Raw genomic sequence first — 24741 nt, forward strand, 5'->3', positions numbered from 1 at the left:
GAAGCCGGTGTCCGGCGCCGGAGTCTCCTCGACTGAGCACGGCACTGGACGCGGCTTTCGAACCGCGGACGGACGATCGTCCGGCACGGGCGGACGGGCCGATGCCGGGCCGGAATTCGATCATCCTAGGCCGCGGGCGGGGCGCGCGCCAGGCCACCCCTACGGGGTGGTCAGAGTGGCGGCGCATCGGGTGACGAGCTCTTCGGCAGAGCCCTGAAGTGAGCGGGCGAACGGCGTGCGGCCGGGAGTAGATGAAGCTCGACTGTGCCGGTCCGACCCGCCGCCGCTAATGTGCGAGGGGTGTATGTGAAGATCTGCGGGCTGCGCGAGCCCGAGCACGTGACGGCCGCCGTCGAGGCGGGAGCCGACGCGATCGGCTTCGTCCTCACCAGAAGCCCTCGGCGGGTCACTCCCGCGTGGGCGCGCGAGCTGGCCGCCGAGGTTCCCGCACACGTGCTGACCGTGGCGGTGTTCGCCGGCGAGGCCACCGAGGAGGTCCGGGCGGCCGCGCTGGAGGCCGGGGTGCGCGCCGTCCAGCTGCACGGCAACCACCCGCACGAGGATTTCACCGCGCTGAAGGACCTCGACCTCACGCTGATCCGCGCCGGAGCCGCGGACACGGACCTGAACTGCGGCGCCTTCGACGAGGACCTGCTCATCGTCGACGCGCCCAGACCCGGTTCGGGGCGGCCGTGGGACTGGTCGGCGGTGCGCGGGCGCCCGGCGGGCCGCTGGCTGCTGGCCGGAGGGCTGGACCCGTCGAACGTGGCCGAGGCCGTCGCCGCGGCCCGGCCCTGGGGGGTCGACGTGTCGAGCGGCGTGGAGGTCGCGCCCGGGGTGAAGGACGCGGGGCTGATCAGAGCCTTCGTCGCCGCCGCCCGCGCGGCCGCCGACGAGTAAGGGATTGCAGAGGATCAACCCGCCGAGGCGGTTGACGTCACGTGGAACTGGGCGGAGCGAGCGGCCCGCACCATCATGACGTGGCGTCCCGGGCGGTCAGCAACAATGCCACACCACAGCAGCACTGCCACACCACGGGAAGGCCTGCATCTCGGCGAGGGCGGCGCTGGCCTGCTTGTCGGCCCGGGGCAGCACGGTCCTGCCGTCCTTGCGGGAGGTCAAGACGCCGCCGCGCCGGCGCTCGGCGCTGAATAGGCTTTCCAAGCCCGCTGGGGTTGACCGCAGCGAACGCTTCCGGCTCGCACTGATCGCGCTCGCCTCCGGCTGCGGCCTGGCACCCGGCGAAGTGATCGCGGTCCAAGGCTGCCACCTGCGCCACCCGGACTCGGGCGCCGTCGTGACCTGCGTTGCGTCGCCACCCGCGTCGGCCAGGCCGCCGACGAGGCCCACCAGTCGGCCTACAGCCCGGAGCACGCCTTCGAGTTCGACCTGGAGCGCATCCTCAACGGCGTCGAGGCGCTGATCAGCCGGCGCTGAGGAAGTGCAGGTTCACCACCGTCAGCCCGGAACGGGTTGATACCGCCAGGCCCAGATCGGTGGTGAAGCAGAGGTCGGTGACGGGGGAGTCGAGGCCGAAGGAGCAGACGATCCGGCGTGTGGACAGATTGAGGATCCGCACCTGCCCGGCCTGGTCTCCCGAACAGACGAGCAACGTGTTGCCCGCCACCAGGCTCCTCACCGCGACGGTATGACCCGCATATCCCGGATCGATCATGGTGTAGGCGGGCGGGTCGACCCCAAGGTCCAGGAACAGGATCCCGCCGGTTCCCCCGAAGCCGGCCAAGAGGGCGAAGCCGCCGTTCACCTCGAACAGGTCCAGCGCGGATATTCTCCCCTTCTCGAGGGTCGGCATTTTGGCCGCCAACTCCCCTGAGGCTGCCTCGAAGATACTGATCAGGGCATCACGGGTGGTCGCTGTGGCGATGAGTCCGCCGCCCACTGTGGAGACGGCCGACACACTGCAGATGTTGTTCAAGCCGGTGTCGATGAGGCGTTGCGATCTGGGCTCGGACAGCTCTATCTCGAGGAGTTCCGGGCCGCCGATGGAGGAAATGATGAGCCTGCCGTCGAGGAGCGTGAAGTCGCTGATCCCGCCCGCGCCCATGACCTGAGCGATCGTCTCAATGAACTCGCCCGTCATGGAGTCGAACGCCTCGATGTCGTTGACCCGGTCCTCATCCTGACTGACCCGGGCTCCGGGCCCGCGCAGCCAGTTGTCGTTGTGCGCGACGAGCAGAACTCCTCCGCCGTCGGACACGCCGGCGGAGAGCGCGACGATGGGCTGCGTCCACTCCGCCTCACCGACCGTGCCCGCTCCCTCGGGCCGCCATACGCAGATGTCGCCGTAGCTGTTCCCGAACACCACGGCGAGAGGCTCCTCAGGCGAGGAGGCCGCCGCCAGGGCGCTTCCCGTGACGTGTGCACGCTGCTCGTCGAGGCCTGCGATCTTCTCGCCCGTCTCCAGGTCGTGGACCGCTAAGCCCTCGGCGGCGGCCACGAGCACCTGCCTGCCTTGGAGCCAGCCGCCGGCCAGGGCGCAGACGGGTGCCTGCCCCAACTCGACGCGTGTGACTCCCGTGCCGTTGTTCAACTCTGTGAGCTGGGCGTAACGCGAATTGGTGGTCGAGGCCAGCACGGGCACTCCCCGCCGGAGGAGAGCCGACACGTGGGTGGGGTGTTTGGGATTGTCCCGGTCCAGCCCGGAGGCGGTGATCTCGTACTGGGCCCGGGAACCCTCGTCGGCTTCGATCACCGCGGGCATGCTCAGCGAAGGCGAGCCCCTGAGCGCCGTGCTCGCCACCCGCCGCCGGTCGTCGGCCGAGATCAGGAGCAGCGCGTCGCCCACTTCGAGGAAGTCCAGCGAGGTGATCACCGAGTCATGAGGCCGCAACTCGGTGTCGGCCACGATGTGCTGGTCCGCGCTGAACACCTGGATCGTCCCGTCGCAGTCACCGGCGGCGACCAGCAGCCCCGAGGGCAGGGAGAAGGCCGCCAGGGCGGTCACGTTGTAGCCGACGTGGTCCAGCAGGATCGTGTCCAGCAGGTCACTCGTCTCCAGGTCGTGCACGAGGAGCCTCTTACTGCGGTTGGCCGCCGACACCACCAGCGTCCGGTCGCCGAAGCGGGCGCAGGCCAGGGCGGTCACGAAGTCCTCGTGGTAGGCGACATGCTGGATCACCGGCTCGGACAGGCGCTTGATCCATCGGATCGACCAGGGACCGCCCTGGCTGAGCCTGTCCGCCGCAGCGGCCACCTCGTGCTGGCCGAGCTGCCGCGCGGCCAGCGCCAGGAAGGCGGCGCGTTCCTCCTCGGGCCGCCCGCGTGCCTGCCGGTAGGCGATCTGGAAGCTCTCCCCCACGGCCCGCGCACGGTCCGAGACGGCGTCCGCGGCGAAGGGGATCAGCCCGTCGGGGTCGGCCGCCACCACGAAACCCAGGTCGTCCAGCAGGGCGTCGAGCTCCGCTCCCACGGCGGCGTGGAAGGGCAGGTGGAACCTGGCGTAGTCGTCCATCGCCGCCCAGTCGGCGGCGAAGCCGGCGCGTGCCACCGCCACGATCTTCCGGTGCCATCGCTCGCCGTCGCCCGCTGCCAGGAAATCGGCGAAGCTGGCGTGATAGAGGGTCAGCCCGCCCTCCGCCGGGTGAAGGAACTGGCTGAGCAGATCCAGGGCGTGGTCCACGTCGTCGGGGGTCGCGCGGATGCCGCCGTAGTCGGCGAGCTGCCGTGGAGTCAGCGGCGCGCGAGCGGCCGACAGGATGCCCAGCAGGGGCAGGTAGAGGGCCGTCCAGGCCGACAGGTAGACCTCCTCGCCCACCTCGACCGAGGTCCTGCCGACGCAGTCCCTGATCAGCCCCAGGAAGTAGGCGTACAGCTCGTCCAGCGTGGGCGGCAGGTCGTCGAGGTCGCGCAGCAACCCCGCGAGCTGCGGGTGGGCGCCCGCCGCGTCCATCGCGCGACCGATGGCTGTGACGTATTGGAAGTTCCCGTCGGCCTTGGCCACGACCCGGCCGCGGAAGCCGATCGCGGAAATGGCGTGCTCGGCCAGCAGCCTCGACGTGGCCGCCTCGCCGACGAGCCTGCCGACGTAGAGGTCGATGTCCGAGCGCGCCCTGTCCCGCTCGGCGTCCAGGTTCAGCTCGGCCAGCGCGCCGCCGTGGACCTGCCGAAGGCGCTGCAGCAGAGGAGGGTCGTGCCTGGAGGTCACGACGATCATGATGTTGTGCGGCAACGTGCCGCATGAAGCCAGCCAGGTCAGGATGCTGTCGGAACCGCCGCCGTGGTAGCGGACGTCGTCCACGGCGTCGATCACGATGACGATGCGCTCGCCGGGCTCGGTGCGGGCCAGCACGCCTGCCGGGAGCCCCAGCGCCAGGGCCTGTAGGTTGCCGACGTCCAGCATGTGCGGCTCGAGCGTCGCGGACTTGATGTCCACACCGGTCACGGTCCCGTCGACGCGCGAGGCCGCCTGAGTGACCTTGATCGAGGTCGACAGGAACGGGGAGGCCTGCAGGTTCTCGATCCGCACTCCGGTGACGGAGGCGTCGCCGTGCACCTTCCCCACGCGCTGGTCGACAGTGATCTGGACGGCGGGGTCGAACAACTCGGGGCGCGTGGCGGCCAGTTGGTGCCCGAGCGTGAGCAGCAGCGAACGCGCGTCCACGGCTGACAGCGGCGAGCGGCTGTCCCTGCGCACGAAGTAGCGCAGCCAGGCCGGGTTGTCCCTGCACAGCGCCGCTGCCAGGGCGCTCTTGCCCGCTCCCGGCTCGCCGGTGACCAGGACGATCCGGTGCGAGGGCTCGGCGGCGAGCGCGGTGACGACCCCGGTGAGCCAGGTCCGCTCGACGTGGCGCGGATCGTCGTCGGTGTAGACCTGGACGAGGGGCCGGTAGAACAACTCGTCAAGTGCCGTCATACCCGATGACCTCTCCACCCTTGCCGACCTCGTCGACGTCCTGACGGATGTCCGCGGACGCGACCTCGCCGGACCTCCTTACCCCGATGACCTTGCCCAGCACCCGTCGTCTGACCCGCTGGACCACGCGGATGACGCCATTCCCGGCCGTCGCAGCCCTGGTCATCTCCACGCTCATCCACAGTGCCACAGCGGCGACCAGTCCTCCGGCCAGCGCCCAATTCCAGCTCCCCGTCAGCAGGTTGGTCAGAGCGCCCACGATCGTGCCGGACCCCACCGAAGCGGCTGCCAGGACGACCTGACGGCCTGGTCTCCTCATGGATCTCCTCCCGGGTGTGCCTGTCCCTAACAACAGGACGCGCGGCAGGCCGTGTTGGTGCCTGCCGCGCGTCCTGTGACGCTCGGGGTGTGTGGTCATGCGATGTGGTTACGCCGCTCGGCCGGTAACGGGGGCCGCCACAGCGGCTCAACTTGATTCGCCGGGGACGGGCTTCCGGGGGTTCAGGCGACGGTGACCTACGCAACCCCGACAAGCTCCGCCCGTGGACGACAGGCTGACTCGCACCGCTCACCCTCGACAGCCAAGCGCTGACACGGGCTGCCCAACCGGGATGGCCAAGGCCCGGGGCATGTCGCACCCACCCCGCGAGCTGATCATCAGCGTTTCTCTCGGGGTTCGCCGGTGATCCAGTCCCAGCTGGTGATCGTGGTGCGCATCAGGCGGGCGGCGGTCGACAGGCGGCTGTCGGCGTCCCAGTGCAGGGTGACCCTGCGATGACAGTCGGGGCTGTCGACGGCGACCCAGGCGAGGGGGGCACGCGTGGCGCTGCGGCGGGCGAAGGCGGGGACGAGACCGATGCCGAGTCCCGCGCTGATCAGCTCCGCGATGGCGGCGGGCTCGTCACTCTCGCAGACGATCTTCGGTGTGAGGCCTCGTGCGGCGAAGAGCCGGTCGAGCAGCCGGCGTAGCCAGTGCCCCTGGCGGGCGGTGACGAAGGACTGGTCGGCGAGTTCGTCGACGCTCACGGACTTACGGCCCGCGAGCGGGTGATCGAGTGGCGTGCCCACCCCCACAGCCTCGTCGAACAGCTGCATCGACTCCAGGCCTTCGGCGTGGATCGGTTGCGAGGCGACACACAGGTCGACGTCCTGGGCTCGCAGGCGGCGGGCCATGTCCTCGGCCAGGGACCAGTGGAGCTCGATCTCGATGGAGGGATGGGCTCGCTTGTAGGCCGCCAGCGGGCCGGTGAGGGTGAGGAAGGTTTCCGACGCCAGTCTCACGGTGCCCGGGCCCTCGCCGGTGGCCTCGGCGACGGCGCGTCGTCCGGCCTCAAGCTCACCGAGGGAACGTTCGACGTGATCACGGAAGAGCTTGCCCGCGTCGTTGAGCCGGAGCCGGCCGCTCCGGTCGAACAGTGGTGTGCCCAGTTCGCTCTCCAACCGGGCGATGGTACGGCTCAGCGACGGCTGGGCGATGTGAAGCTCGTCGGCTGCCCGGCTGAGGTGCTCCAGTCGCGCCACCACCAGGAACTGCTTGAGCGAGTTCAGCTCCATCATGCCTCCCGCAACATAACGCTATAGCAATATTGATCTTAGACAAGATAACCCACGAGCCATAGTGTCGGGTTCGTTCACGAATCGAGAACGGAGTGAGGAGGGATCCACATGCTCACCGTTGCCGCGTCCCGGACGACACCCACGGGATGGGTGCTGCGGGCCGTCGTCAGCGCGCACGCGGTGGCGATCGCCGGCCAGCCGGTGTTCGCCGGGGTGTATCTGAGCGGTGACTACGGCGGTTTGAGCTTGCATACGGCCGGCGCCAACGTCGTCACCTCCATCGGCTACCTGCAGGCGGTCGTCGCGATCGCGATCTGGGTCCGGCTGCGCCAGGTCTGGCCGTTCCTCGCCACGACGGCGGTGGTGGCAGCCGAGACGGTGCAGTACTTCGCCGGGTTGGACGGCGCGCTGTGGTTGCACCTCCCGTTGGGGGTGATGACCATCGTCACGGTCGTGGTGCAGTTCATCGATGTATGGCGGCGGCCTCTCCTGCGTGTGGGGGCCGAGAATGCGTAGCGGCCGTGGCGTGACCAGGCGGCGGGTGCTGGGCATCGGTGGGGCGCTCGGGTTGATGGCGGCCACCGGGCTGTCGGTCTCGGCCGCGCTGGCCCGCCGGCCGTCGATCACCGGTGCCGAATTGCGCAGCGCCGTACCACTACCGCCGCCCTTCCAGGTGCCGCTGCCGATTCCCGCCGTGCTGAAGCCGGTCAGCACCTCCGGCGGGGTCGACCGTTACGAGATCACCCAGCGCGAAGCGAGCGCGGAGATCCTGCCCGGTGTCACGACGCCGATGTGGACGTACAACGGGACCTTCCCGGGGCCGACGATCGAGTCGCGCCGCGGCCGGCCGGTCACCGTGTCACACCGCAACGAGCTGCCCGTCCCGACGGTCGTGCACCTGCACGGCGGGCGGACTCCGGCGGCCTCCGACGGGTATCCGACCGACCTGCTCCTGCCCGAAGGCCGGCAGGAGCACTCCATGGGGACGGGGCACGGTTCCGAGCATGGCATGCACGACCCGAGGGCCGTGGTGGCCGAGCTGACACGGGACTACACCTTCCCGCTGGACCAGCGGCCCACGCTGCTGTGGTACCACGACCACCGGATGGACTTCACGGCGCCCGCGATCTGGCGGGGCCTGGCCGGGCTGCACCTCGTGCGCGACGACGCCGAGGACGCCCTCGGCCTGCCCGCCGGGCCGCGCGAGCTGCCCCTCATGATCGCCGACCGGGCGTTCGCCGCCGACGGCGGCCTCTCCTACCCCGCCCTCGACCCCACCCTGCGCGTACGGCCCGGCGTCCGCGAGCCGTACCTCGCCGGGGTCCTCGGCGACGTCATCCTGGTCAACGGCGCGCCGTGGCCCGTGCACGAGGTCGACGCGGCCCGCTACCGGCTGCGCATCCTCAACGCCTCCAACGCCCGCCACTACGAACTCGAAGCGGTCACCGACGACGGGCGCCGCCTCGACCTCATCCAGATCGGTGCCGACCAGGGACTCCTCGCCGCCCCGGTCACCCACAAGCTGCTGCCGATCGCACCCGCCGAACGCTACGACGTGGTCGTCGACTTCTCCGGCGTCGCGATCGGCGGCCGCGTCAGGGTGATCAACCGGCTCGGCTCCGGCCGTACCCGCGACGTGATGGCCTTCCGTGTCGCCCGCAAGGCCGCGGACGACAGCCGCATCCCCCGCACCCTGTCCAACGACCTGCCGGCCTGGCGGCGCTCGGACGCCGTCAGGGTGCGCGAGTTCGCCTTCCGCGCCGGGCGGATGCACACAGGCCACGGCTGGCTCATCGGCGGCCTGCCGTTCGACCCCGCCCGCACCGACGTCACCACCCGGCTCGGCGACGTCGAGGTCTGGCGGCTCATCGCCGACGTCCACCATCCCGTCCACCTGCACCTGGTCGGCTTCCGGGTGCTCTCGCGCAGCGGCAGGCCGCCACTGGCCCACGACGCGGGACTCAAGGACACCGTCTCGCTACGACCCGGCGAAGCCGTGGAGATCATCACCCGGTTCGACGGCTACCGCGGCCGCTACCTCTTCCACTGCCACAACGCCGAACACGAGGACATGGGCATGATGGCCAACCTCGAGATCATCTAGATGATTGCTTCCAAGGCGTGGGCTGCGTGGGCTTGACCCCGACGTAACGGAAGGTTCTAGCGTTGCGGTTGCGCCGTCGGTGCGGTATCAGCGTGTGTAGAGACCGTCGAGGCGGCCGCAGGCCAGGGCCGGGCCGCTTACGGTGGAGAGCACGGCCCTGGGCTTGGCTGTGTCCAGCGCTGTGTCGCCTTCCGCCGAGGTGATGGCGGTGGGCAGGGCGAACAGTTGGAAGACGTACCGGTGCAGGCCGTGTCCCTTGATCGGTTCGGGGCCCAAGTAGTCGCGCCCCACTCCTGAGCGAAGTACCCGCACTCCCTGGACCGGACTTCCTGCGTTCAAGGCTCGGTGGGCAGCGTGACGGGATCAGGTTCGAGCAGGGCGACACAGTAGACGAACGGGGTGCGGGTGGGAGAGACGATGTCCTGGACGGCCAGCAGCAGTTGGGCGGTGCCTTCGGGTGTGCCGCTCCAGGCCAGAGCAGGAGAGCGGTTCTCGCCGCCTGCGCGCTTGCCGATGTGGGCCGTAGGGATAACGCCCTCGTGTTCGAAATCGGTGCTGTAAAGGCCCAGCACCTCAGGTCCGGCCAGGGTGGGAGGTTCCAGGCCGGTTTCGCTTCGCCGGCGCGCTTGTTCTTCAGGAGGGTTCCCAAAATCGTCATGGTGTGTCCTTGTCTGTCGAGGTGCGGGCAGGTCTAGTGGGGCGCGTTACGCGCTGAGCCGACGATGTCCGGCATCCGGCTGCGTGGATAGCGTTGCGGCCAGTTCGCGCACCTCGCGGGCGACGGCTGGCCACAGGACGGCTGGAAGGTCGCGACCGACGCCGGGGTTGGTCATCAGCTGGGCCCCGTAGACGGCGCGAGCGGTGGTTTGGGCCGCGGTGACGCGCAGGATCGCGTTCTGCTGGCCGTGCAGGATCAGGGGGGCTGTCTCATCGTGCCCCGGCAATCGCCAATGTTGAGGAAGGGCACTGCGGCCGCCGTGTGGACCTCGGTGACGGTTGGGCCGGCCCCTCACCAGCGGACGGCCGTGAAGTCGATCGGCCGGGGCCGTAGCAGTCGCGTGCGTTCGGCCAGCGCTCGCAGCCGCCGGGACATCTCGTCGGCGGGCAGGCGGTGGCGGTCACCGTGGCCTGGCAGGATCCATTCGAATCGCATCCGTACGGCCGTCCTGGCCAGGGAGGCGGCCAACTGCTCGATGGAGTACCAGGTCACGCTCTCCGCGACTTCCAGATCGCCGGTGGTGCGTGACCAGTAGAAGCTGTCGCCGCTGAAGCAGTACCGGTCATCCGCGAGGTAGAGCACACTGCCCCGGGTGTGGCCGGGCAGTGGATGGGCGGTGACCCCCTCGCTGATCTCCAGAGGTTCCAGGCCCCGGATCACCTGGTCGGCGTCCGGCGCTGCGTCGAGGTCTCCCTCGTGGATCCACAGTTGGGCGCCGAAATAGTCCGCGTATTGGCGGCCGTGTGCGGCGTGGTCTCGGTGTGTGAGTAGCACATCGGTAACGAGGCCCGATGCCGCGTAACGCTCGGCGAGTTCACGGCTCCAGCGCGGTGTATCGATCATCATGGCCGTGCCGGACGGCCGCAGCAGCAGGTAGGAGTTGGCCCCGGCGGTGTGCCGGGAGTTGTGCCCGCACATCAGTACGCCGTTGTCCAAGGCCATCGGAAAAGGGTCGAGTGCTTGGTCCGGTTGCCCGGACGCCGGGCGGATCGAGCGTGTGGGGCAGGCGAAGGCGGCCGCGTGGAGGCGCCGTGTCTCCGCCTCATCGTTCGGCGGGCGCAGGATCTGCGACCGTCCGCTGGCCTCGCCGATCAGGTCGGGCGCGAGTTGTCGGGCGGTATCGCAGTTGATGCAGCGGTCGTCCACATACCAGCTGTCCATGGCAGGGCTCCTTCCAAGGGGAACGACCTGGGCCTGGGCCGCCATCAGGCCCTCCAGTTCGCAGAAGTAATGCATCGGATACAGTAGCTTCATAGCTAAGTATCTGAACCGTGAAGGTAAATGGAAGCCGCATGTCCGTCAAACCGCAGGACGACCAGCCGAACGAACTGGCCAACCGGATCATTGCGTCCATGACGGACCTCGCCGGAGCCCTGGGACGCCTGAACGACCTGATCGCCCAGCAACTCGGCATCGCGCAGACTGATCTGCTATGCCTGCACGTACTCAACCGCGCCGGAGCCTCCACGGCCGGCGCACTCAGCTCTCAGCTCGGGCGTACCACTGGCGCGGTCACGCACATGATCGACCGTCTAGAGAAGGCGGGATACGTCCGGCGTAAACCCGACCCGCAGGACCGCCGCCGCGTACTCGTCGAAGCCTCGGCCCCAGGACTCGAACGGATCGCTTCGTTCTACGACGGGATCGACGCCCGCAGCCGCCGATTGATGGCCACCTTCTCCGGCGACCAACTGACGGCGATCCACACCTTCCTTCTGAGTAGTTACGAAAGTGCCGCCGAAGAGTGTGATCACCTGATTCGGTAGCGAGGTCCCGCCTCGCACTCCATGTTCCTTGGCTTGAGGGGAGACGGAGACGTCGGTGAAGCCGGACCTCGGCAGCTTGGCCACTGCGCTGTACGTACGATCCGACGACCTGCTGAAGGAATCACCTCAGCTGGCACCCTGGCGCCCGTCGGTGGGCATCACACCAAAGCTCAGCGACGCGGAGCTGGTCACGCTGGCGATGCTGCAGGCCCTGCTGGGCTTCACCTCGGAGCGGCGGTGGATCCGTCATGCCCGCGCTCACCTACGGCATCTGTTCCCATATCTACCGATGGCACCCGGTTACAACAAGCGGCTGCGCAAGGCGGCGGGCCTGCTCCAGCAGACCATACGGCTGCTGGCGGTCGAAACTACGCTGTGGAGCGACGATGTGTGGGTAGTGGACTCCACCCCGGTGGAGTGCGGCCGCTCCCGCGAGACCGCTCTGCGCTCCGAATTGGCCGGCTGGGCGGAGTACGGCTATTGCGCCAGCCATTCGCGGTACTTCTGGGGGCTGCGGCCGCACCTGGTGTGCACCGTGCACGGCCTACCGATCGCGTTCGCCCTGACCGGGGCCAAGGCCGACGAGCGCGAAACGCTGCTGGGCATGTTCGAAATCGAACCCGGTCTGCTCCACGGCCGCTGCGGACAGACGCTGATCGGTGACAAGAATTACTTCGGCTGTGACTTCGAGCAACAGCTGGCCGAGTGGAACCTCCGACTGCTCCGGCCAGCCCGTAAAAGCGAGGCGGCGCGGCCCGGCGCACCGATGCTCAAGCCATTACGGCAGATCATTGAGTCGATCAACGAGACCTTCAAAGGCCAGCTCGATCTGGAGCGCCACCGCGGACGCACCCCCGGTGGTGTGATCGCTCGCGTCCTGCAGCGCGTCCTGGCGCTGACCGCCGCGATCTGGCACAACGACCACACCGGCCAGCCCGTCAAACGTGCCTTGATCGCTTACGACCACTGAACCCCTTGGAAGCAATCATCTAGCTCCTCCACTCCGCCACCGTGGCCATCACCGGCGAAACCCCCGTCGAACGCCTCTGGCACGCCGTACCGCCCTTCCCCACCATCAGCGAGGTGTGGCTGCGGCTGCTTGAGACGTACCGGGACTAGCACAGCCGAGGGAACGCGACGAGCGGCGAACGAGCAAGATCCTAAAGACCGAAGATGATCAATCGACGACCAGATGGATCTTGGTGGTCAGCCCGCCGAGCGAGCGCCCGAGCACCTGTCGGCCCTGATGGATCTGAGCGCTTTGCTGCCCGTGCGTCCCTTCACGGCTTCCCCTTTACGGGGGCCGGCGGCGTGCTGGTGGGCGCGCATGATGGTGGAGTCCACGCAGATGGCCGACCAGTCGACCTGGCCGACCGCATCGTTGTGGACCCGCACGTGTTCCAGCAACCGGGTGAAGACACCGTCGGCCGAGGTCAGGGGCTCGTGAGGATGACGAGCCGCTGGGTCGCCCGGGTCATCGCGACGTAGCGGTCGACCGCTCCTTCGATGCCCTCGCCGAACGCCTCGGGATCGATCAGGACGACCAGGTCGAACTCCAGCCCCTTGGCCAGCTCCGGGGTCAGCGACCGGACGCGGGGCCTTTCCTGGAAGGTGGGATCACCGATGACGCAGGCGATCCCGTCGGCATGCGCGGCGAGCCAGGTGTCGAGGATCGAGCTCAGATCCGCAACAGATCCGTGGACGACGGGGACGTCGCCGCTGCGGATGGAGGTCGGCACGTTGGCGTCCGGGAGCACGGCCCGGATGACCGGCTCGGCCTCTGCCATGATCTCTTCCGGCGTCCGGTAGTTGACGCTCAGGCCGGCCAGGGTGATCCGCTCCAACCCGACCCGCTCCAGCCGTTGCTGCCAGGACTCGGTGAAGCCGTGCCGGGCCTGGGCGCGGTCGCCGACGATGGTGAAGCTCCGCGACGGGCAGCGCAGCAGCAGCATCTGCCACTGCGCGTCGGTGAGTTCCTGCGCCTCGTCCACGACGATGTGCGCGAACGGGCCGGCGAGCAGGTCCGGGGCGAGGGTGGGCAGCTCGGACTCGTCGACCAGATTGCGCTGCAGGTCCTGTCGGCGCAGCTGCGTCACCAGACCTTCGCCGTCGTCATCGGCTTGGAGCAGGTTGTCGATGACCTGCGCCATCCGCTCGCGCTGGGCGGCCAGAGCGGCTTCCTGCCGGCGCTTGCGCCGTGCCTCCTGCGGGTCGCCGAGCCGTTGGCGTGCCGCGTCCAGCAGCGGCAGGTCCGACACCGTCCAGGCCTGGGCGTCCTGGCGCTGCAGCATGCGGACCTCCTCCGGGCTGAGCCAGGGTGCGCACATCCGCAGGTAGGCGGGCACCGACCACAGATCTGCCACGAGGTCGGCCGCGTCGAGTAGCGGCCACGCCTTGTTGAAGGTGGTCAGCAGTTCCCGGTCCTGCAGCAGCGCCCTGCGCAGCAGGTCGGCCGAGACGCCGCCGCCGTCGCGATCGCGGTCGCGGTCGTCGTCGTGCTTGTCGATCAGGATCGTCAGCAGCTCTTGCCAGATCTGCTCGCGCGCATCGTTGTGCGCGGTGCCGGGGTCGGGTGCGTGGAAGGCCTCGGCCCAGTCCTCGGCGCTCAGCCAGATGTCGGACCAGGGGGTGGCGATCGTCATCCCGGTGGTGGGTGGGTTCTCGTAGAACCTGACGGCCGGCTCGATCGCCTCCACCAGCTTCGCCGATGCCTTCAAGGCGGCCACCTGCGGGTCGGTCTCGATCGTCGCCGTGGCGCCTTCGGCGACGAGGTCGCGCAGGGTGCAGGTCTGCACGCCCTCCTCGCCGAGGCTGGGCAGCACGTCGGCGACGTAGGCCAGGTAGGGCTGGTGCGGGCCGACGAACAGCACGCCGCCCCGGTGGTGGTCCAGGCGCGGGTCGGAGTAGAGCAGGTAGGCGGAGCGGTGCAGGGCGACGACGGTCTTGCCGGTGCCCGGGCCGCCGTCGACGACCAGAGCGCCGCGAGATCCCGCGCGGATGATGGCGTCCTGGTCGGCCTGGATGGTGGCGAGCACGTCGCGCATCCGGGGCGAGCGGCTGCCGCCCAGGCTGGCGATGAAGGCGGACTGGTCGTCGAGCGCGGCGTGTCCTTCGAATCCGTCGGCGGTGAACACCTCGTCCCAGTAGTCGCTGATGCGGCCGCGGGTCCAGCGGTATCTGCGGCGGCTGGCCAGCCCCATGGGGTTGGCGTGGGTGGCGCCGAAGAACGGTTCGGCCGCCGGGGAGCGCCAGTCGAGCAGCAGCCGGCGGCCCGCGCTGTCGGTGAGGCCGAGTCGTCCGATGTAGAGGGGTTCGGGGTGGTCTGTGCTGATGATGTGTCCCAGGCACAGGTCCAGGCCGAAGCGGCGCAGGGCGCGCAGCCGCGTGGTCAGCCGGTGGATTTCCAGGTCTCGGTCCATCGCTTGGCGGCCGATGCCGCCGGGCGCCTTGCGGGCGGTATCGAGGCGGTCGGACAGTTCGGTGATCGATTGTTCGAGGCTGTCGGCGATGGCCGTGAAGTGTTGCTCGTCGCCGGCGATCAGTGTCGGGTCGGCTTTGGGGGAGAGGTGGTCGGGAAGGTCGAACGCGCTGGTGGTCAGGGGGTTCATGGCATCGGCTCCGATCTGAGGTCGCTTGCGACCGTTGCGCGTGGCAAGGCGTCTGGACCGGTGTGACGAATCTGGTGGTCATGGCGATCAACGCTCTGCCTGGCGTGGACCTCGTAACCGTTGCCGGTTCAGGCCGCCGGGGGTTCGCGGGTTCTCGGCTTCGGGGTCCTGGCCCGGCTTCGGGGTCCTGGCCCGGCTTCGGGGTCCTGGCCCGTGTTCGGGGTCCTGGCCCGGCTTCGGGGTCCTGGCTCGACGATCCCGCGTGGTTCACGCCGACACGGGCGGCCTTTCCCGGCTGACCGCGCTGACCGTATCGAGCAGCAGCGTCGCGGCCACCGGCGGTTCAATGTCCCCACGCGCCCCATACGTCGACAACAGCACGCGCACTTCGCAAATCTCCTATTTCAGCAGATTCTGGCTTCGGCGGACGATTTTGCCGCACGACCCGGCTCTTGCCGCAAGCCCCCCGGTGCGCTATACGTTGAGAGTGGAAAGGAGCGGGCGCTCCCCCTTTCCCTTCCTGTCCGCTGTGGACGGGCAAGCCCTTCGCGAAGCGGCGGCGCACCGCAGAGCTCGTGACAAGATCTTGTGGACGTGTCCTGGTGGGGCGTGGCCAGCGTGATGACCTGGTCGTTTGCCTCGCAGATGGCGTTCATCCCGGCGTCCGCGGCAGGGCGCATAGAGTACGCCCTCATGACGAGCACACGCTTCCCCGGGATCACCAGCCGTGCCGGGCGGCCCGCCTTCGTCGTGAACGTGGAGGTCTTCCTCGAACGGGACGGCCGCTGGCTGTTCATCGAGCGCGGCGCGCACGAGTCCCAGGCGCCCGGCGCGCTCGCCGGCGTCGGCGGCAAGGTGGAGGGCGACCCCGTGATCAACGTCGTCTTCACAGGACGCATGCCCGCCACGGCGAGCCCCGCCATCGCGGCACCTGGAGAGGTCGCTGCGATGGAGTGGCTCACCGTCCGCGAGGCGGAGGCTCACCCGAATTGCCCGTCCTGGATCCTCGGCACGCTGCGCCGACTGGCGTCCGAGTAGAACCCCCGCTACGGCGACGCGCATGTCGGCCGTACCGCCGGGCCGCCTTCTCCGCCGCATAGTCACAGCCAGCCCGCGTCGGGAGACGCAGATCGCGTAGAGGCAAGGCCACGGGGTCTTGCTGCAGCCCAGGGCTTCGACGATACGCCCGTCGCGGATGTGCATGAGGTCGACGCCGGCCACGGAGGTGGACTGCCCGTGGGCGTCGCCGTCGCTCAGGTGATGATCTTTCCGATCTCGGCGATCAGTCTGGCCACGACGGATTCCGGTGCCCGCGGCGTCCACACGACAGCCAGCTCGCAGGGTTCGGCGTCGGTGAGGGGAAGCCAGCGGACACCGGGCGTCGGAGCCCATCGGCTCAGCGGCTCGGGTGCCAGCCAGATCCCGCGCCCGCGGGCGACCATCATCAGGCAGTCCTCGATCGTGGCGGCGGCAGGGCCGCGTGGAGCGGGGGTGCCGTCGGGGCGCGGGTCGACGATCCAGTGGCGTTCCGACTCTGCCGAGATGAGGACGTCGGGGCAGATGACGGGCTCGTCCGCCAGGTCGGCGAGGGACACCGCGTCACGTCCGGCCAGCGAGTGGCCGAGGGGTAGTGCCACGGCTCGCGAGTCGGTACGGATCACCGCGTGGTGCAGCCCCACTTCTCCGACCGGCAGCCACATGAACGCCGCGTCAGCGGTGCCGACGTTGAGCAGTTCCAGTTCCTGCTTCGGGGTACGCACGCTGGTCAGCTCGACGGACAGGCCGGGAACCGCTGCCTCCATCGCATCGGCGACCTCGACCGCGAACAGCGAGGTGGCGTAGGGGCAGCAGGCCAGCCGCAGGGAACCGGCCTGCTGCCTGGCGGTGCGCCGTACCCGCTCGGTCAGCTCCGACAGGTCCGCGACGATCGTCTTGCCGCCGGCTGCGAGCTCGTCGCCCGCGGGGGTGAGCAGCACACCTCTGGACGTGCGCACCAGGAGCGTCACCTCCATAGAGCGTTCGAGCTGCTGGATATGGGTCGAGACGGCCTGCTGCGTCAGGTGCAGGCGCGCGGCGGCGCGGGTGATGTTCAGCTCCTGAGCAACCGCAATAAATGACTCAATGTGCCTGATATCCGTATCAATCACCGCACTCACATTACCGGAGATCCTGCGGCACAAGCAGAAGCTGTGACGCCCCCAGAAATTCTCTGTTTCCGCAGCTAGTGCGGCTGGGTGCAGGATTTGGGGCGTCCGCTGGCCCTGCTGAGAGGAAAGCTCATGTCTCCCTTGCGTGATTTCGAGGGCAAGGTCGCGTTGATCGTCGGCGGCAGCCGTAACCGGGGGGCGATGTTCGCCGAGAGCCTCGCCTCGCGCGGCGCCACGACGGTGATCAGCTACGCCCACGACGACCTGGCCGCGGAGCGGACACTGGCCCTCCTTGAGAAGTACGAGGTGACGGCCGAGGCGAGCCGTTCGGACGCCACCGTCTCGGCGGATGTGAACACGCTGTTCAAGGGCATCATGGCCCGGCACGGCAGGTTGGACGTCGTCATCCACGTTCCAGGGGTGGTTGCCGGCGGGCTACTGGCCGACCTCACCGACGACGACTTCGACCTCCTCATCGACCGCAACACCCGCGGCGTGTTCAACACCCTGCGCGCCGCCGCTCGCCACCTGGCGGACGGCGGGCGTTACGTGGTGCTGCTGGCCGCCCCCGCCTGGTCGCCGACCGGGCATTACGGCCTGTACTCAGGTGCCAGAGCCGCCATCGAGCACCTGGTGGCGGCCGCCGCCATGGAACTCCGTGACCGTGGCATCACCGTCAACGCGGTCACCCCCGACCCCGAGGACGCCCCTTCCCCCCAGCCCAGCCGGGTGCGGAACCTGCCAAGAGACATCACATCCCTCGTCAGCTGGCTGATCAGCGACGAGGCCGGCTGGGTGACCGGCCAGACCCTCCGCGCCGGCAGCGCCGTGTAACCCCTTCCCCCATCCCGTCGCGTACTGCGACGGAGAGGAGTTTTCCCGTGACCACCTTCGCTTCCTTGCCCGTCACCGACCATGTACCAATCAAGCGCTGGCTCGGTGTTGTGGCGGTGGCCGTCGGCACGTTCTCCGTCGTCACCGTCGAACAGCTACCAGTCGGCCTGCTCACCTCTGTCGGCGGGGCGCTGGAGGTGTCAGAGGGTACGGCGGGCCTGATGGTGACCGTGCCCGGCCTGGTCGCCTCGGCCACCGCCCCAATCCTCCCGGTGGCGATCGGCCGCTTGGACCGGCGGATCGTCCTGCTCGGTCTGATCGTCTTGATGGTGCTGGCCAATCTGATGTCCGCGCTGGCTCCGACGTTTGCGGTGCTGCTGGCGGCGCGGTTCCTCGTGGGGATCAGCATCGGCGGCTTCTGGGCGCTCGCGGCCGGCATCGCCGTACGTCTGGTGCCGGAAAAGTACGTCCCCCAGGCCACCGCGCTCACCTTCGGCGGGGCCACGGCCGCCAACGTGCTCGGGGTTCCTGCGGGAACGCTGATCGGCGGGCTGACCGACTGGCGCGTCGCGTTCGCGGCCGTCGGCGGACTCGGCCTGCTGGTGGTCATCGCCCTGTTCCTCCTGCTGCCGGCCATGCCGGCCACTCAGCCCGTACGGCTGCGGACGCTCGCCGAGCAGCTACGCAACCCCACCGTCAGGGCCGGCATCATCTCCACGTTCCTCCTGGTCAGCGGCCACTTCGCCGCCTTCACGTTCGTCAGCCCGATCCTGCAGACCATCGCAGGAATCGACAGCGGCCTGATCGGGCCGCTCCTGCTGGCCTTCGGCATCGCCGGGATCATCGGCAACTTCATCGTCGGAAGCCTGGTGTCACGCAATCTCCGCGGGGCCGTCATCGCCATCAGCGTCCTGCTCGCCGCGATCCTGGCACTCTTCCCGGTCGTCGGCGGCAACGCGATCGGCGGGGTGAGCCTGCTGATCCTGTGGGGGCTGGCCTTCGGAGGTGTGCCGGTGAGCGTGCAGACCTGGATCCTCCGGGCGGCGCCGCAGTCGGCCGAGGCCGCCACCGCGTTGAACACCTCGGTGTTCAACCTGGCCATCGCGCTCGGCGCCCTGTTCGGCGGCATCATCGCCGACAACGTGGCCATCGCGGGGGTCCTGTGGTTCGGAGCGGCCCTCGCCGTTCTCACCTCCCTGGCCGTGGCCCGCGTACGCAACTCCAACTGACGAGAAGAGCTTCTTCCCATGTCGAACTTCACCGTCCAAACCGCGGACACCCGGCTCCACGGCACCGACACCCCTGGTCCAACGCCCGCGCTGCTCTTCCTGAACGGCGCCTTCGCGACACAGCGGCACTGGAAGCGCGTTATCCAGCGGCTGGGCGGCATGTACCGCACCATCACCTTCGACGCGCGGGCCCGCGGCAAGTCGGGCACGTCGTCGGACTACTCCACTCAGGCCGCCGTCGACGACGTCGGACGCGTGATCGCGGAGACCGGTGTCGAGCGGCCGATTCTGGTGGCCTGGTCCCAAGGCGCGACGCTCGCGGTGCGCTATGCCGCCCGGCATCCGGAGCGGATCGCCGGACTCGTCCTTATCGACGGCGCCTACCCGATCTCCATGTTCGACGAGGCAGGCAGGGAGGCCGTGCGCGCGCAGTTCCGCCGACTGGGATGGATCATGCGTATTCTGGCCTTCTTCGGCGCTTCGGCCAGGATGTCGCCCGCCGAGAGCGCGGAGGTCGTCATCGAGATGGATGCCATCAACGGCACGCTCGGGGCCGATTTTGCCGCCCTGCGATCTCCTACCGTCTTCGTGGTGGGCAGCGGCGCCCACTCAGGCGCCTCAGCGGAGGACAACCGCAGTATGCGCGCCGCCGCCGCCGAGGCCATCGCGAGCAACGACCTGGTGACGGTGTTCGCGACCACACCCAGCAACCATGTGCAGATTCTCGCCAAGGATCCCGGCGTCGTGGTCGCCGCGATCGAGGACGTCATCAAGAAGTCGGCGTGAGCCCGGACCTTGCGCCTGGAACGGGCGCGAGGTCCGGGCAGTCGGTTCAGAGCTCGATGACGACCTTCCCGAACGCCTTGCCCGAGGCGTAGTAGCGGTAGGCGTCAGGGGCGTCGTCGAAGGGGAACACCCGGTCGATGACCGGACGGAGCCGGTTGACGTCGATGGCGCGGCTCATCGCGAGGAACTGCGCACGACTGCCGACGGCGACGGCGCGCACGGTGGCACCGGAGAGGAACAGCACCTGGGAGTCGATAGGTGGCGCGTTGTCCCCGACGAAACCCACACAGGCGACATGGCCCCCTATCGCCACGGCCTTGAGCGACTGCTCCAGCAGGCCGGCGACATCGATGACGCGATCGGCGCCCTGCCCGCCGGTCAGTTCCCGGACCTTGGCGGGCCAGTCGGGCGCCGCCCGGTAGTCGATGACCTCATCGGCACCGAGTTCGATCAGGCGGGCGGCTTTGTCCGGGCCACTGGTCGTGGCGATCACACGTGCTCCGAGCATCTTGGCGAACTGGAGCGCGAACAGGGACACGCCCCCGGACCCCTGCGTCACCAACGTCTGCCCCGGCCCCAGACCGGCGCCATCCCCCGTCAGGGCGTTCCAGGCGGTCACCGCGACGCAGGGCAGCGTCGCGGCCTCCTGGTAGGACAGGTGATCGGGGACCGGCACGAGCGCGCTCTCCTCCAGCACCGCCAGTTCGGTGAGCATGCCATCCAGCGAGCCACCCAGCTGCGCCAAGTGCTGGACGCCGAACGGGCCGTCCTGCCAGCTCGGAAAGAGCGTGGCCATGACCCGGTCACCGACCTGCACGGTGTGTACGCCGGGTCCGACCGCGACGACATCGCCGGCGCCGTCGGAGACCGGGACCACATCCGCCTTCACCGGCAGCACGTAGTCACCGCGCAGGACCATCAGCTCACGGAAACTCAGGGAGGTGGCTCGCACGGCAACCAGAACCTGTCCGGGGCCTGGAACCGGGGCGTCGTGCTCTTTGATCGACAGGCCATCGATCCCGGCGCCGCTGTTGACGTGATAGCTGCGCATGAACTCAGCCCTCGATACCGGACTCGGCGGCCAGCGGGACCTCGCCTGCGGTCTTGCTGAAGCCGAGAGCCTCGACGATCAGGCCGTCGCACACCCGCATGACATTCACGCCGCTGACCCAGTCGGCGTCGCCGGGGCCGAAACGGTAGTGCCAGAGGATCGTCGCCCGGTCTCCGGCGACCACGACCTCCTGGGGCTCGAACTGGCTCGTGCGGTCCTCCACGAGCGCCCGCCACCAGGCCAGGCAGGCCTCGCGGCCCTCGACGCGCTCCCCCGTGGGGGCCGGCTGGACCGACTCCATCACGCAGTCCTCGGCGACCAGGTCGGTGAGCAGGTCGGGGTCGCCCTCGACGAAGGCCCGGTTGAAGAGATCCATGACCTCGGTCGTTGTGCGGTGCGTCATATGAGAATCCTAAGAGATAGAACGTTCTGTCTAACAGATATATATAGACTGGTTGATCTGTTCGTCAAGCGATGGCAGGCTGAGGACCATGAGCACACGCGCCACACCCGGCCCGCGGGAACGCCTCCTGGATGCCGCCCAAGAGCTGACCTACAGCCACGGCGTGGGCATCGGCGTCGACACCATCCTGAAAGCCGCGAACGTGGCCCGGCGCTCGCTGTACGACCACTTCGGCGGGAAGGAAGGGCTGATCGCGGAGGTGCTACGGCGCAGCACCACCGAGGACGAAGCCCGTTACATGGAGGTCATGCAGGCCGCGGGCGAGGACCCACGCGAACGCCTGCTGGCCATCTTCGACAACCTCGCCCACATCATCGCCGAGCCGGACTTCCGCGGCTGCCGCTACCTGGCCGCCGATCTCACCCTGGCCGACCCCGACCACCCCGCACACGCCATCACCCACGACTACCACCTGCGCCTGCACCGGCTCTTCGAGCACGAGTTCGTCAAGCTCGGACATCCGCAGCCCGCGCACGCCGCCGCCCAACTCCTGCTGCTCATCACAGGCACGCTGGCAGCCGGGGCCACCCGAGCCGACGACCGCCCCGCGGCGTTGGCCCGCGAACTCGCCGAGCAGATCCTCGATCTCCGGCACCACGCGGCACCGGCAGCGCCGGATGTGGGGCACCGCGAGAATCATGGCGATGAAGTCACGGCGCCATGAGGACGGGAAGTGCGGCACGCCGGTGAAGAGCCTATGTTCGATTGAGCGACACGGCCCCGGCCCCGCTTTCGATCCGGCCTTCGCGCAGCAAGAGGTGCGAGCCGGCGAACCGCGACCGCATCCGGCGGTCGTGCGTGACGATCACCAGCGCCCCCTGATACCCGGTCAGTGCCTCCTCCAGTTCCTCGACGAGCGCGGGGGAAAGGTGGTTGGTGGGCTCGTCCAGTAGCAGCAGATCGACCGGTTCGCTCACCAACCGAGCTAGTTCGATCCGGCGCCGCTGTCCGTAGGACAGCTCACCTACGCGCCGGTGCAGATCGGCGGGGCCGAACAGGCCGAGGGAGAGCAACGTCTCGGCGTGCTCGTCCGCGTCGCCGGCCCTTCCTTGACGGAACGCCTGGACGACCGTCAGCTCGGGCGCCCACGGTGTCCCCTCCTGGCGGAGGTGTCCGACGCGGCCGGGAACGCGCACGGCGCCGCCGTCCGGTCGCAGTTCCCCGGCGAGGACCCGCATGAGGGTGCTCTTGCCGGCTCCGTTGGGGCCGGTCACCAGCAGCCGCTCGGCGGGCGGGATCAGCAGGAAGGGCACGTTCAGCCTGTTCCCGACGTGCACGCCGGTGAGCTGGGCGGCCGGCTCGCCGGTCCGGACGTCCGATCCCGTGGCGACCCGCGCGGTGAGCACCAGCGGGTCGGGCGGTGGCGTCACGGGTGCGGCGGTCAACCGCTCGACCCGTTCCTTGGCGTTGCGGATGCGGACCATCGCGCCGTGCCCGCGCCCGCGTGCGCGGAACCCGCCGTGACCGAACACGCTCAGCGGCGCCTTGCGCGGGATGGCGTTCAGTCTCGCCACGTTGGACGCGGCGATGCGTTTGTTGCGAGCGAGTTCGTCGCGCCAGTCGTCATACTCCCTCATCCGTCGTCGTCGCTCGGCGAGCTTGGCGGCGAGGTAGCCGTCGTAGCCGTTGCCGTACTGGGACACCTGGCCGGCGTCGACCTCGACGATCGTGGTGGTCAGCCGCTCCAGGAACACTCGGTCGTGGGTGACCGCGACCACCGTTCCGCGGTGCGCGCGCAGGTGCGCTTCCAGCCAGCCGACCGCCTGGTCGTCCAGGTCGTTCGTCGGCTCGTCCAGGAGTAGCAGTTCCGGCTGTGACGCCAGCGTGGCGGCCAGCGCCAGGCGGGCGCGCTCCCCACCGGACAGCGTGCCGAGCCGCCGGGACGGCTCCAGGTACGGCAGGCCGAGGCCGTGAAGCGCGATGCCCACGCGGGTGTCGGCTTCGTAGCCGCCTCGCGCCTCGTACTGCTCGATCAGCGTGGCGTAGGCCGTGGCCGCGCGGGAGGTGTCGAACCGTGCTTCGCCCCCGTGCTCCAGGATGGCCACGGCCTCGCGCATCCGTGCTTCGAGCTCACGCAGGTCAGTCAGGGCCAGGTCGACGGCGTCCTGAACGGTGGCGTCGAACGGCAGGTCCAGCGTCTGGGCCAGATAACCGATGCCGCCGGGCGCGCGCACTGTCATCTCGCCGCCGTCGAGGCGCTCCTGCCCGGCGATGATCCTGAGGAGTGTGGACTTACCCGAGCCGTTGTCGCCGATGACGCCGACTTTCTCACCGGGCTTGATCGTCAACGACGCCCGGTCGAGGACGATCTGGTCGCCGTAGGTCTTGGTGATGTCGTGCAGGGTGAGTTGTGAGGTACGCATAAGGCTGTTCCCCTGTTCTCGGCCAAGCCGGTCGATGTGGATCGATGACGGGTCCGCGGGCACCGCCCGCGACGTGGTGCGGCGGGGCCGGCGAGGGGATGCAAGGCGTCCTATGGTCTGTCTCCTTGGATGGGTGGCGTGGGGCGGGGCTCGTCAGGCGGTGGCCGGGTGTGGCCGACTCGACGGACCGGACGACGATCCCGCCGGGGTCGGTGATCTTGAAGAGCCGCTCGCCCTACGTCTGACGAGTTACGCAGCACGAGGTCAGTCGGCGCTCCCCGGGGCCGGTACGGCGCGCTCGGCGGCCCGGCTGACCTGTTCCCAGCCGGACCAGACCTCCATCCGCCGGCGGGAGATGTCGAAGGCCAGGTCGTAGACCATGCTGCCGAGCAGCAGCCGCAGCGGCGGATTATCGCTGTCGACCAGCTTCAGCAGCGCCTCGGCGGCCAGCCTGGGCTCGCTGTCGATCGATCCCTCGGCCCACTGCTTCTCCAGCTCCGCGCGCAGCGGGCCGTACGGTTCCAGCGGCGTGGTCGAGGTCATGCTGGTGTACAGGTCGGTCCAGTAGCCGCCGGGCTGGACGATGGTGAGCTTGACGCCGAAAGCCGCGGCCTCCATTGCCAGCGCCTCGCTCATGCCCTCCAGCGCGAACTTGCTCGCGCTGTACATCCCGGTGGTCGGGAAGCCGCCGAGGGCGCCGATGCTGGAGATCTGCACGATGTGGCCGGAGGCCTGGGCACGCAGGTGCGGCAGCACGGCCTGGCAGACCCACAGCGCGCCGAAGAGGTTGACCTCCAGCTGGGCGCGGGCCTCGGCCTCGGTGAACTCCTCGATCATGCCCGAGGACATGGTTCCGGCGTTGTTGACCACGATGTCGAGTCGGCCGAAGTGCTCGACGGCGGTGGATACGGCGGCGAACACCGCGGCGCGGTCGGTCACGTCGAGGGTCAGGGTCAGCAGCCGGTCCCCGTACCGGTCGTCGAAGTCCTTTCGGGTGATGCGCCGGGCGGCGGCGACCACTCGGTCACCGCGTTCCAGCGCGGCTAGGGTGAAGGCGCGGCCCAGGCCGCGGCTGGCCCCGGTGATGAACCAGGTGCGCGGGGAGGTGGGGGCCGGGGTGCGCATATGCGATCTCCGTTCGTTCGACGAAAGTCATGCGAGTCGAGACGGTTCGTCTCGTTTCGTGATGGCGACTGTACGCGCCCACGCACGACGGGTCAAGACGATCCGTCTCGTCTAGCT

Annotated in this window: 24 protein-coding genes and 1 pseudogene; 10 read left to right on the forward strand and 15 right to left on the reverse strand. The window is 69.1% G+C overall.

What is annotated here, in order from left to right; all coding sequences use genetic code 11:
• Positions 1–300 precede the first annotated feature (300 nt).
• Positions 301–900, forward strand: coding sequence for a phosphoribosylanthranilate isomerase (locus ACQPYK_RS18235; protein ID WP_433256701.1), 600 nt, complete (start codon positions 301–303; stop codon positions 898–900).
• Between the two features lie 96 nt (positions 901–996).
• On the opposite strand, the gene ACQPYK_RS18240 is transcribed toward ACQPYK_RS18235, so the two are convergent.
• From ACQPYK_RS18240 to ACQPYK_RS18255, 4 genes are all read right to left on the reverse strand, one after another.
• The gene (locus ACQPYK_RS18240; RefSeq protein ID WP_433256703.1) at positions 997–1164 is read right to left on the reverse strand and encodes a hypothetical protein; all 168 of its coding nucleotides are present in this window, start codon (positions 1162–1164) and stop codon (positions 997–999) included.
• Between the two features lie 259 nt (positions 1165–1423).
• Positions 1424–4873 (reverse strand): WD40 repeat domain-containing protein, encoded by a 3450-nt coding sequence (locus tag ACQPYK_RS18245; RefSeq protein WP_433256705.1) that lies wholly within the window; start codon positions 4871–4873, stop codon positions 1424–1426.
• A complete protein-coding gene (locus tag ACQPYK_RS18250) occupies positions 4860–5192 on the reverse strand; it encodes a hypothetical protein (RefSeq protein ID WP_433256707.1) in 333 nt (110 codons plus the stop codon). Before ACQPYK_RS18250 ends, ACQPYK_RS18245 begins: the two co-directional genes overlap by 14 nt.
• A gap of 338 nt (positions 5193–5530) precedes the next feature.
• Positions 5531–6430, reverse strand: coding sequence for a LysR family transcriptional regulator (locus ACQPYK_RS18255; RefSeq protein WP_433256709.1), 900 nt, complete (start codon positions 6428–6430; stop codon positions 5531–5533).
• Positions 6431–6538: 108 nt separating this feature from the next.
• Between ACQPYK_RS18255 and ACQPYK_RS18260 the strand changes: the two genes are divergently transcribed.
• The gene (locus tag ACQPYK_RS18260) at positions 6539–6946 is read left to right on the forward strand and encodes a hypothetical protein (protein ID WP_433256710.1); all 408 of its coding nucleotides are present in this window, start codon (positions 6539–6541) and stop codon (positions 6944–6946) included.
• Positions 6939–8534: a multicopper oxidase family protein gene (locus ACQPYK_RS18265; protein ID WP_433256712.1), complete on the forward strand. Its 1596-nt coding sequence runs from the start codon at positions 6939–6941 to the stop codon at positions 8532–8534. The genes ACQPYK_RS18260 and ACQPYK_RS18265 overlap by 8 nt, the downstream gene beginning before the upstream one ends.
• A gap of 87 nt (positions 8535–8621) precedes the next feature.
• On the opposite strand, the gene ACQPYK_RS18270 is transcribed toward ACQPYK_RS18265, so the two are convergent.
• The 4 genes from ACQPYK_RS18270 to ACQPYK_RS18285 form a co-directional block, all read right to left on the reverse strand.
• The gene (locus ACQPYK_RS18270; RefSeq protein ID WP_433256714.1) at positions 8622–8873 is read right to left on the reverse strand and encodes a hypothetical protein; all 252 of its coding nucleotides are present in this window, start codon (positions 8871–8873) and stop codon (positions 8622–8624) included.
• Entirely contained in the window at positions 8870–9106 is a 237-nt protein-coding gene (locus ACQPYK_RS18275; RefSeq protein WP_433256716.1) for a hypothetical protein, read from the reverse strand. Before ACQPYK_RS18275 ends, ACQPYK_RS18270 begins: the two co-directional genes overlap by 4 nt.
• A gap of 132 nt (positions 9107–9238) precedes the next feature.
• Complete coding sequence (locus ACQPYK_RS18280) at positions 9239–9478, reverse strand: hypothetical protein (protein WP_433256717.1); 240 nt, start codon at positions 9476–9478, stop codon at positions 9239–9241.
• 65 nt (positions 9479–9543) lie between these two features.
• Positions 9544–10506 (reverse strand): MBL fold metallo-hydrolase, encoded by a 963-nt coding sequence (locus ACQPYK_RS18285; protein ID WP_433256718.1) that lies wholly within the window; start codon positions 10504–10506, stop codon positions 9544–9546.
• A gap of 38 nt (positions 10507–10544) precedes the next feature.
• On the opposite strand from ACQPYK_RS18285, the gene ACQPYK_RS18290 reads away from it, so the two are divergent.
• Positions 10545–11018, forward strand: coding sequence for a MarR family winged helix-turn-helix transcriptional regulator (locus ACQPYK_RS18290; RefSeq protein ID WP_433256720.1), 474 nt, complete (start codon positions 10545–10547; stop codon positions 11016–11018).
• A gap of 55 nt (positions 11019–11073) precedes the next feature.
• The gene (locus tag ACQPYK_RS18295) at positions 11074–11988 is read left to right on the forward strand and encodes an IS982 family transposase (RefSeq protein WP_433256721.1); all 915 of its coding nucleotides are present in this window, start codon (positions 11074–11076) and stop codon (positions 11986–11988) included.
• A 210-nt stretch (positions 11989–12198) separates the two neighbouring features.
• On the opposite strand, the pseudogene ACQPYK_RS18300 reads toward ACQPYK_RS18295, so the two are convergent.
• Positions 12199–12449, reverse strand: a pseudogene (locus ACQPYK_RS18300) (IS5/IS1182 family transposase); the annotation flags it as partial.
• Positions 12450–12451: 2 nt separating this feature from the next.
• A complete protein-coding gene (helR, locus tag ACQPYK_RS18305) occupies positions 12452–14626 on the reverse strand; it encodes an RNA polymerase recycling motor ATPase HelR (protein WP_433256723.1) in 2175 nt (724 codons plus the stop codon).
• 693 nt (positions 14627–15319) lie between these two features.
• On the opposite strand from helR, the gene ACQPYK_RS18310 reads away from it, so the two are divergent.
• Complete coding sequence (locus ACQPYK_RS18310; RefSeq protein ID WP_433256725.1) at positions 15320–15664, forward strand: hypothetical protein; 345 nt, start codon at positions 15320–15322, stop codon at positions 15662–15664.
• A 215-nt stretch (positions 15665–15879) separates the two neighbouring features.
• Here the strand turns inward: ACQPYK_RS18310 and ACQPYK_RS18315 are convergent, their stop codons facing one another.
• Positions 15880–16773 carry a LysR family transcriptional regulator gene (locus tag ACQPYK_RS18315; RefSeq protein WP_433256727.1) on the reverse strand — a complete coding sequence of 298 codons (894 nt, stop codon included), beginning with the start codon at positions 16771–16773 and terminating at the stop codon, positions 15880–15882.
• Positions 16774–16905: 132 nt separating this feature from the next.
• Between ACQPYK_RS18315 and ACQPYK_RS18320 the strand changes: the two genes are divergently transcribed.
• The 3 genes from ACQPYK_RS18320 to ACQPYK_RS18330 are packed head-to-tail and all read left to right on the forward strand — an operon-like array spanning position 16906 to position 19622.
• The gene (locus ACQPYK_RS18320; protein WP_433256728.1) at positions 16906–17607 is read left to right on the forward strand and encodes an SDR family oxidoreductase; all 702 of its coding nucleotides are present in this window, start codon (positions 16906–16908) and stop codon (positions 17605–17607) included.
• Between the two features lie 47 nt (positions 17608–17654).
• Positions 17655–18836 (forward strand): MFS transporter, encoded by a 1182-nt coding sequence (locus ACQPYK_RS18325; RefSeq protein WP_433256730.1) that lies wholly within the window; start codon positions 17655–17657, stop codon positions 18834–18836.
• Positions 18837–18854: 18 nt separating this feature from the next.
• Positions 18855–19622 carry an alpha/beta fold hydrolase gene (locus tag ACQPYK_RS18330; protein ID WP_433256732.1) on the forward strand — a complete coding sequence of 256 codons (768 nt, stop codon included), beginning with the start codon at positions 18855–18857 and terminating at the stop codon, positions 19620–19622.
• A gap of 46 nt (positions 19623–19668) precedes the next feature.
• Here ACQPYK_RS18330 and ACQPYK_RS18335 read toward each other — a convergent pair whose 3' ends face one another.
• Positions 19669–20673: a zinc-dependent alcohol dehydrogenase family protein gene (locus tag ACQPYK_RS18335; RefSeq protein WP_433256734.1), complete on the reverse strand. Its 1005-nt coding sequence runs from the start codon at positions 20671–20673 to the stop codon at positions 19669–19671.
• A 4-nt stretch (positions 20674–20677) separates the two neighbouring features.
• On the reverse strand, positions 20678–21076 hold the full coding sequence (locus tag ACQPYK_RS18340) for a nuclear transport factor 2 family protein (protein WP_433256736.1): 399 nt from the start codon (positions 21074–21076) through the stop codon (positions 20678–20680).
• 88 nt (positions 21077–21164) lie between these two features.
• Here ACQPYK_RS18340 and ACQPYK_RS18345 point away from each other — a divergent pair, with 88 nt between their 5' ends.
• Positions 21165–21800 carry a TetR/AcrR family transcriptional regulator gene (locus ACQPYK_RS18345; RefSeq protein WP_433256737.1) on the forward strand — a complete coding sequence of 212 codons (636 nt, stop codon included), beginning with the start codon at positions 21165–21167 and terminating at the stop codon, positions 21798–21800.
• Positions 21801–21831: 31 nt separating this feature from the next.
• Here ACQPYK_RS18345 and ACQPYK_RS18350 read toward each other — a convergent pair whose 3' ends face one another.
• Complete coding sequence (locus ACQPYK_RS18350; RefSeq protein WP_433256738.1) at positions 21832–23499, reverse strand: TlrC/CarA/OleB/SrmB family ABC-F type ribosomal protection protein; 1668 nt, start codon at positions 23497–23499, stop codon at positions 21832–21834.
• Positions 23500–23763: 264 nt separating this feature from the next.
• Complete coding sequence (locus tag ACQPYK_RS18355) at positions 23764–24624, reverse strand: SDR family oxidoreductase (protein WP_433256740.1); 861 nt, start codon at positions 24622–24624, stop codon at positions 23764–23766.
• Positions 24625–24741 lie beyond the last annotated feature (117 nt).

Source organism: Streptosporangium sp. CA-135522, from assembly GCF_050949235.1.
In the GTDB taxonomy this organism is placed as follows: domain Bacteria; phylum Actinomycetota; class Actinomycetes; order Streptosporangiales; family Streptosporangiaceae; genus Streptosporangium.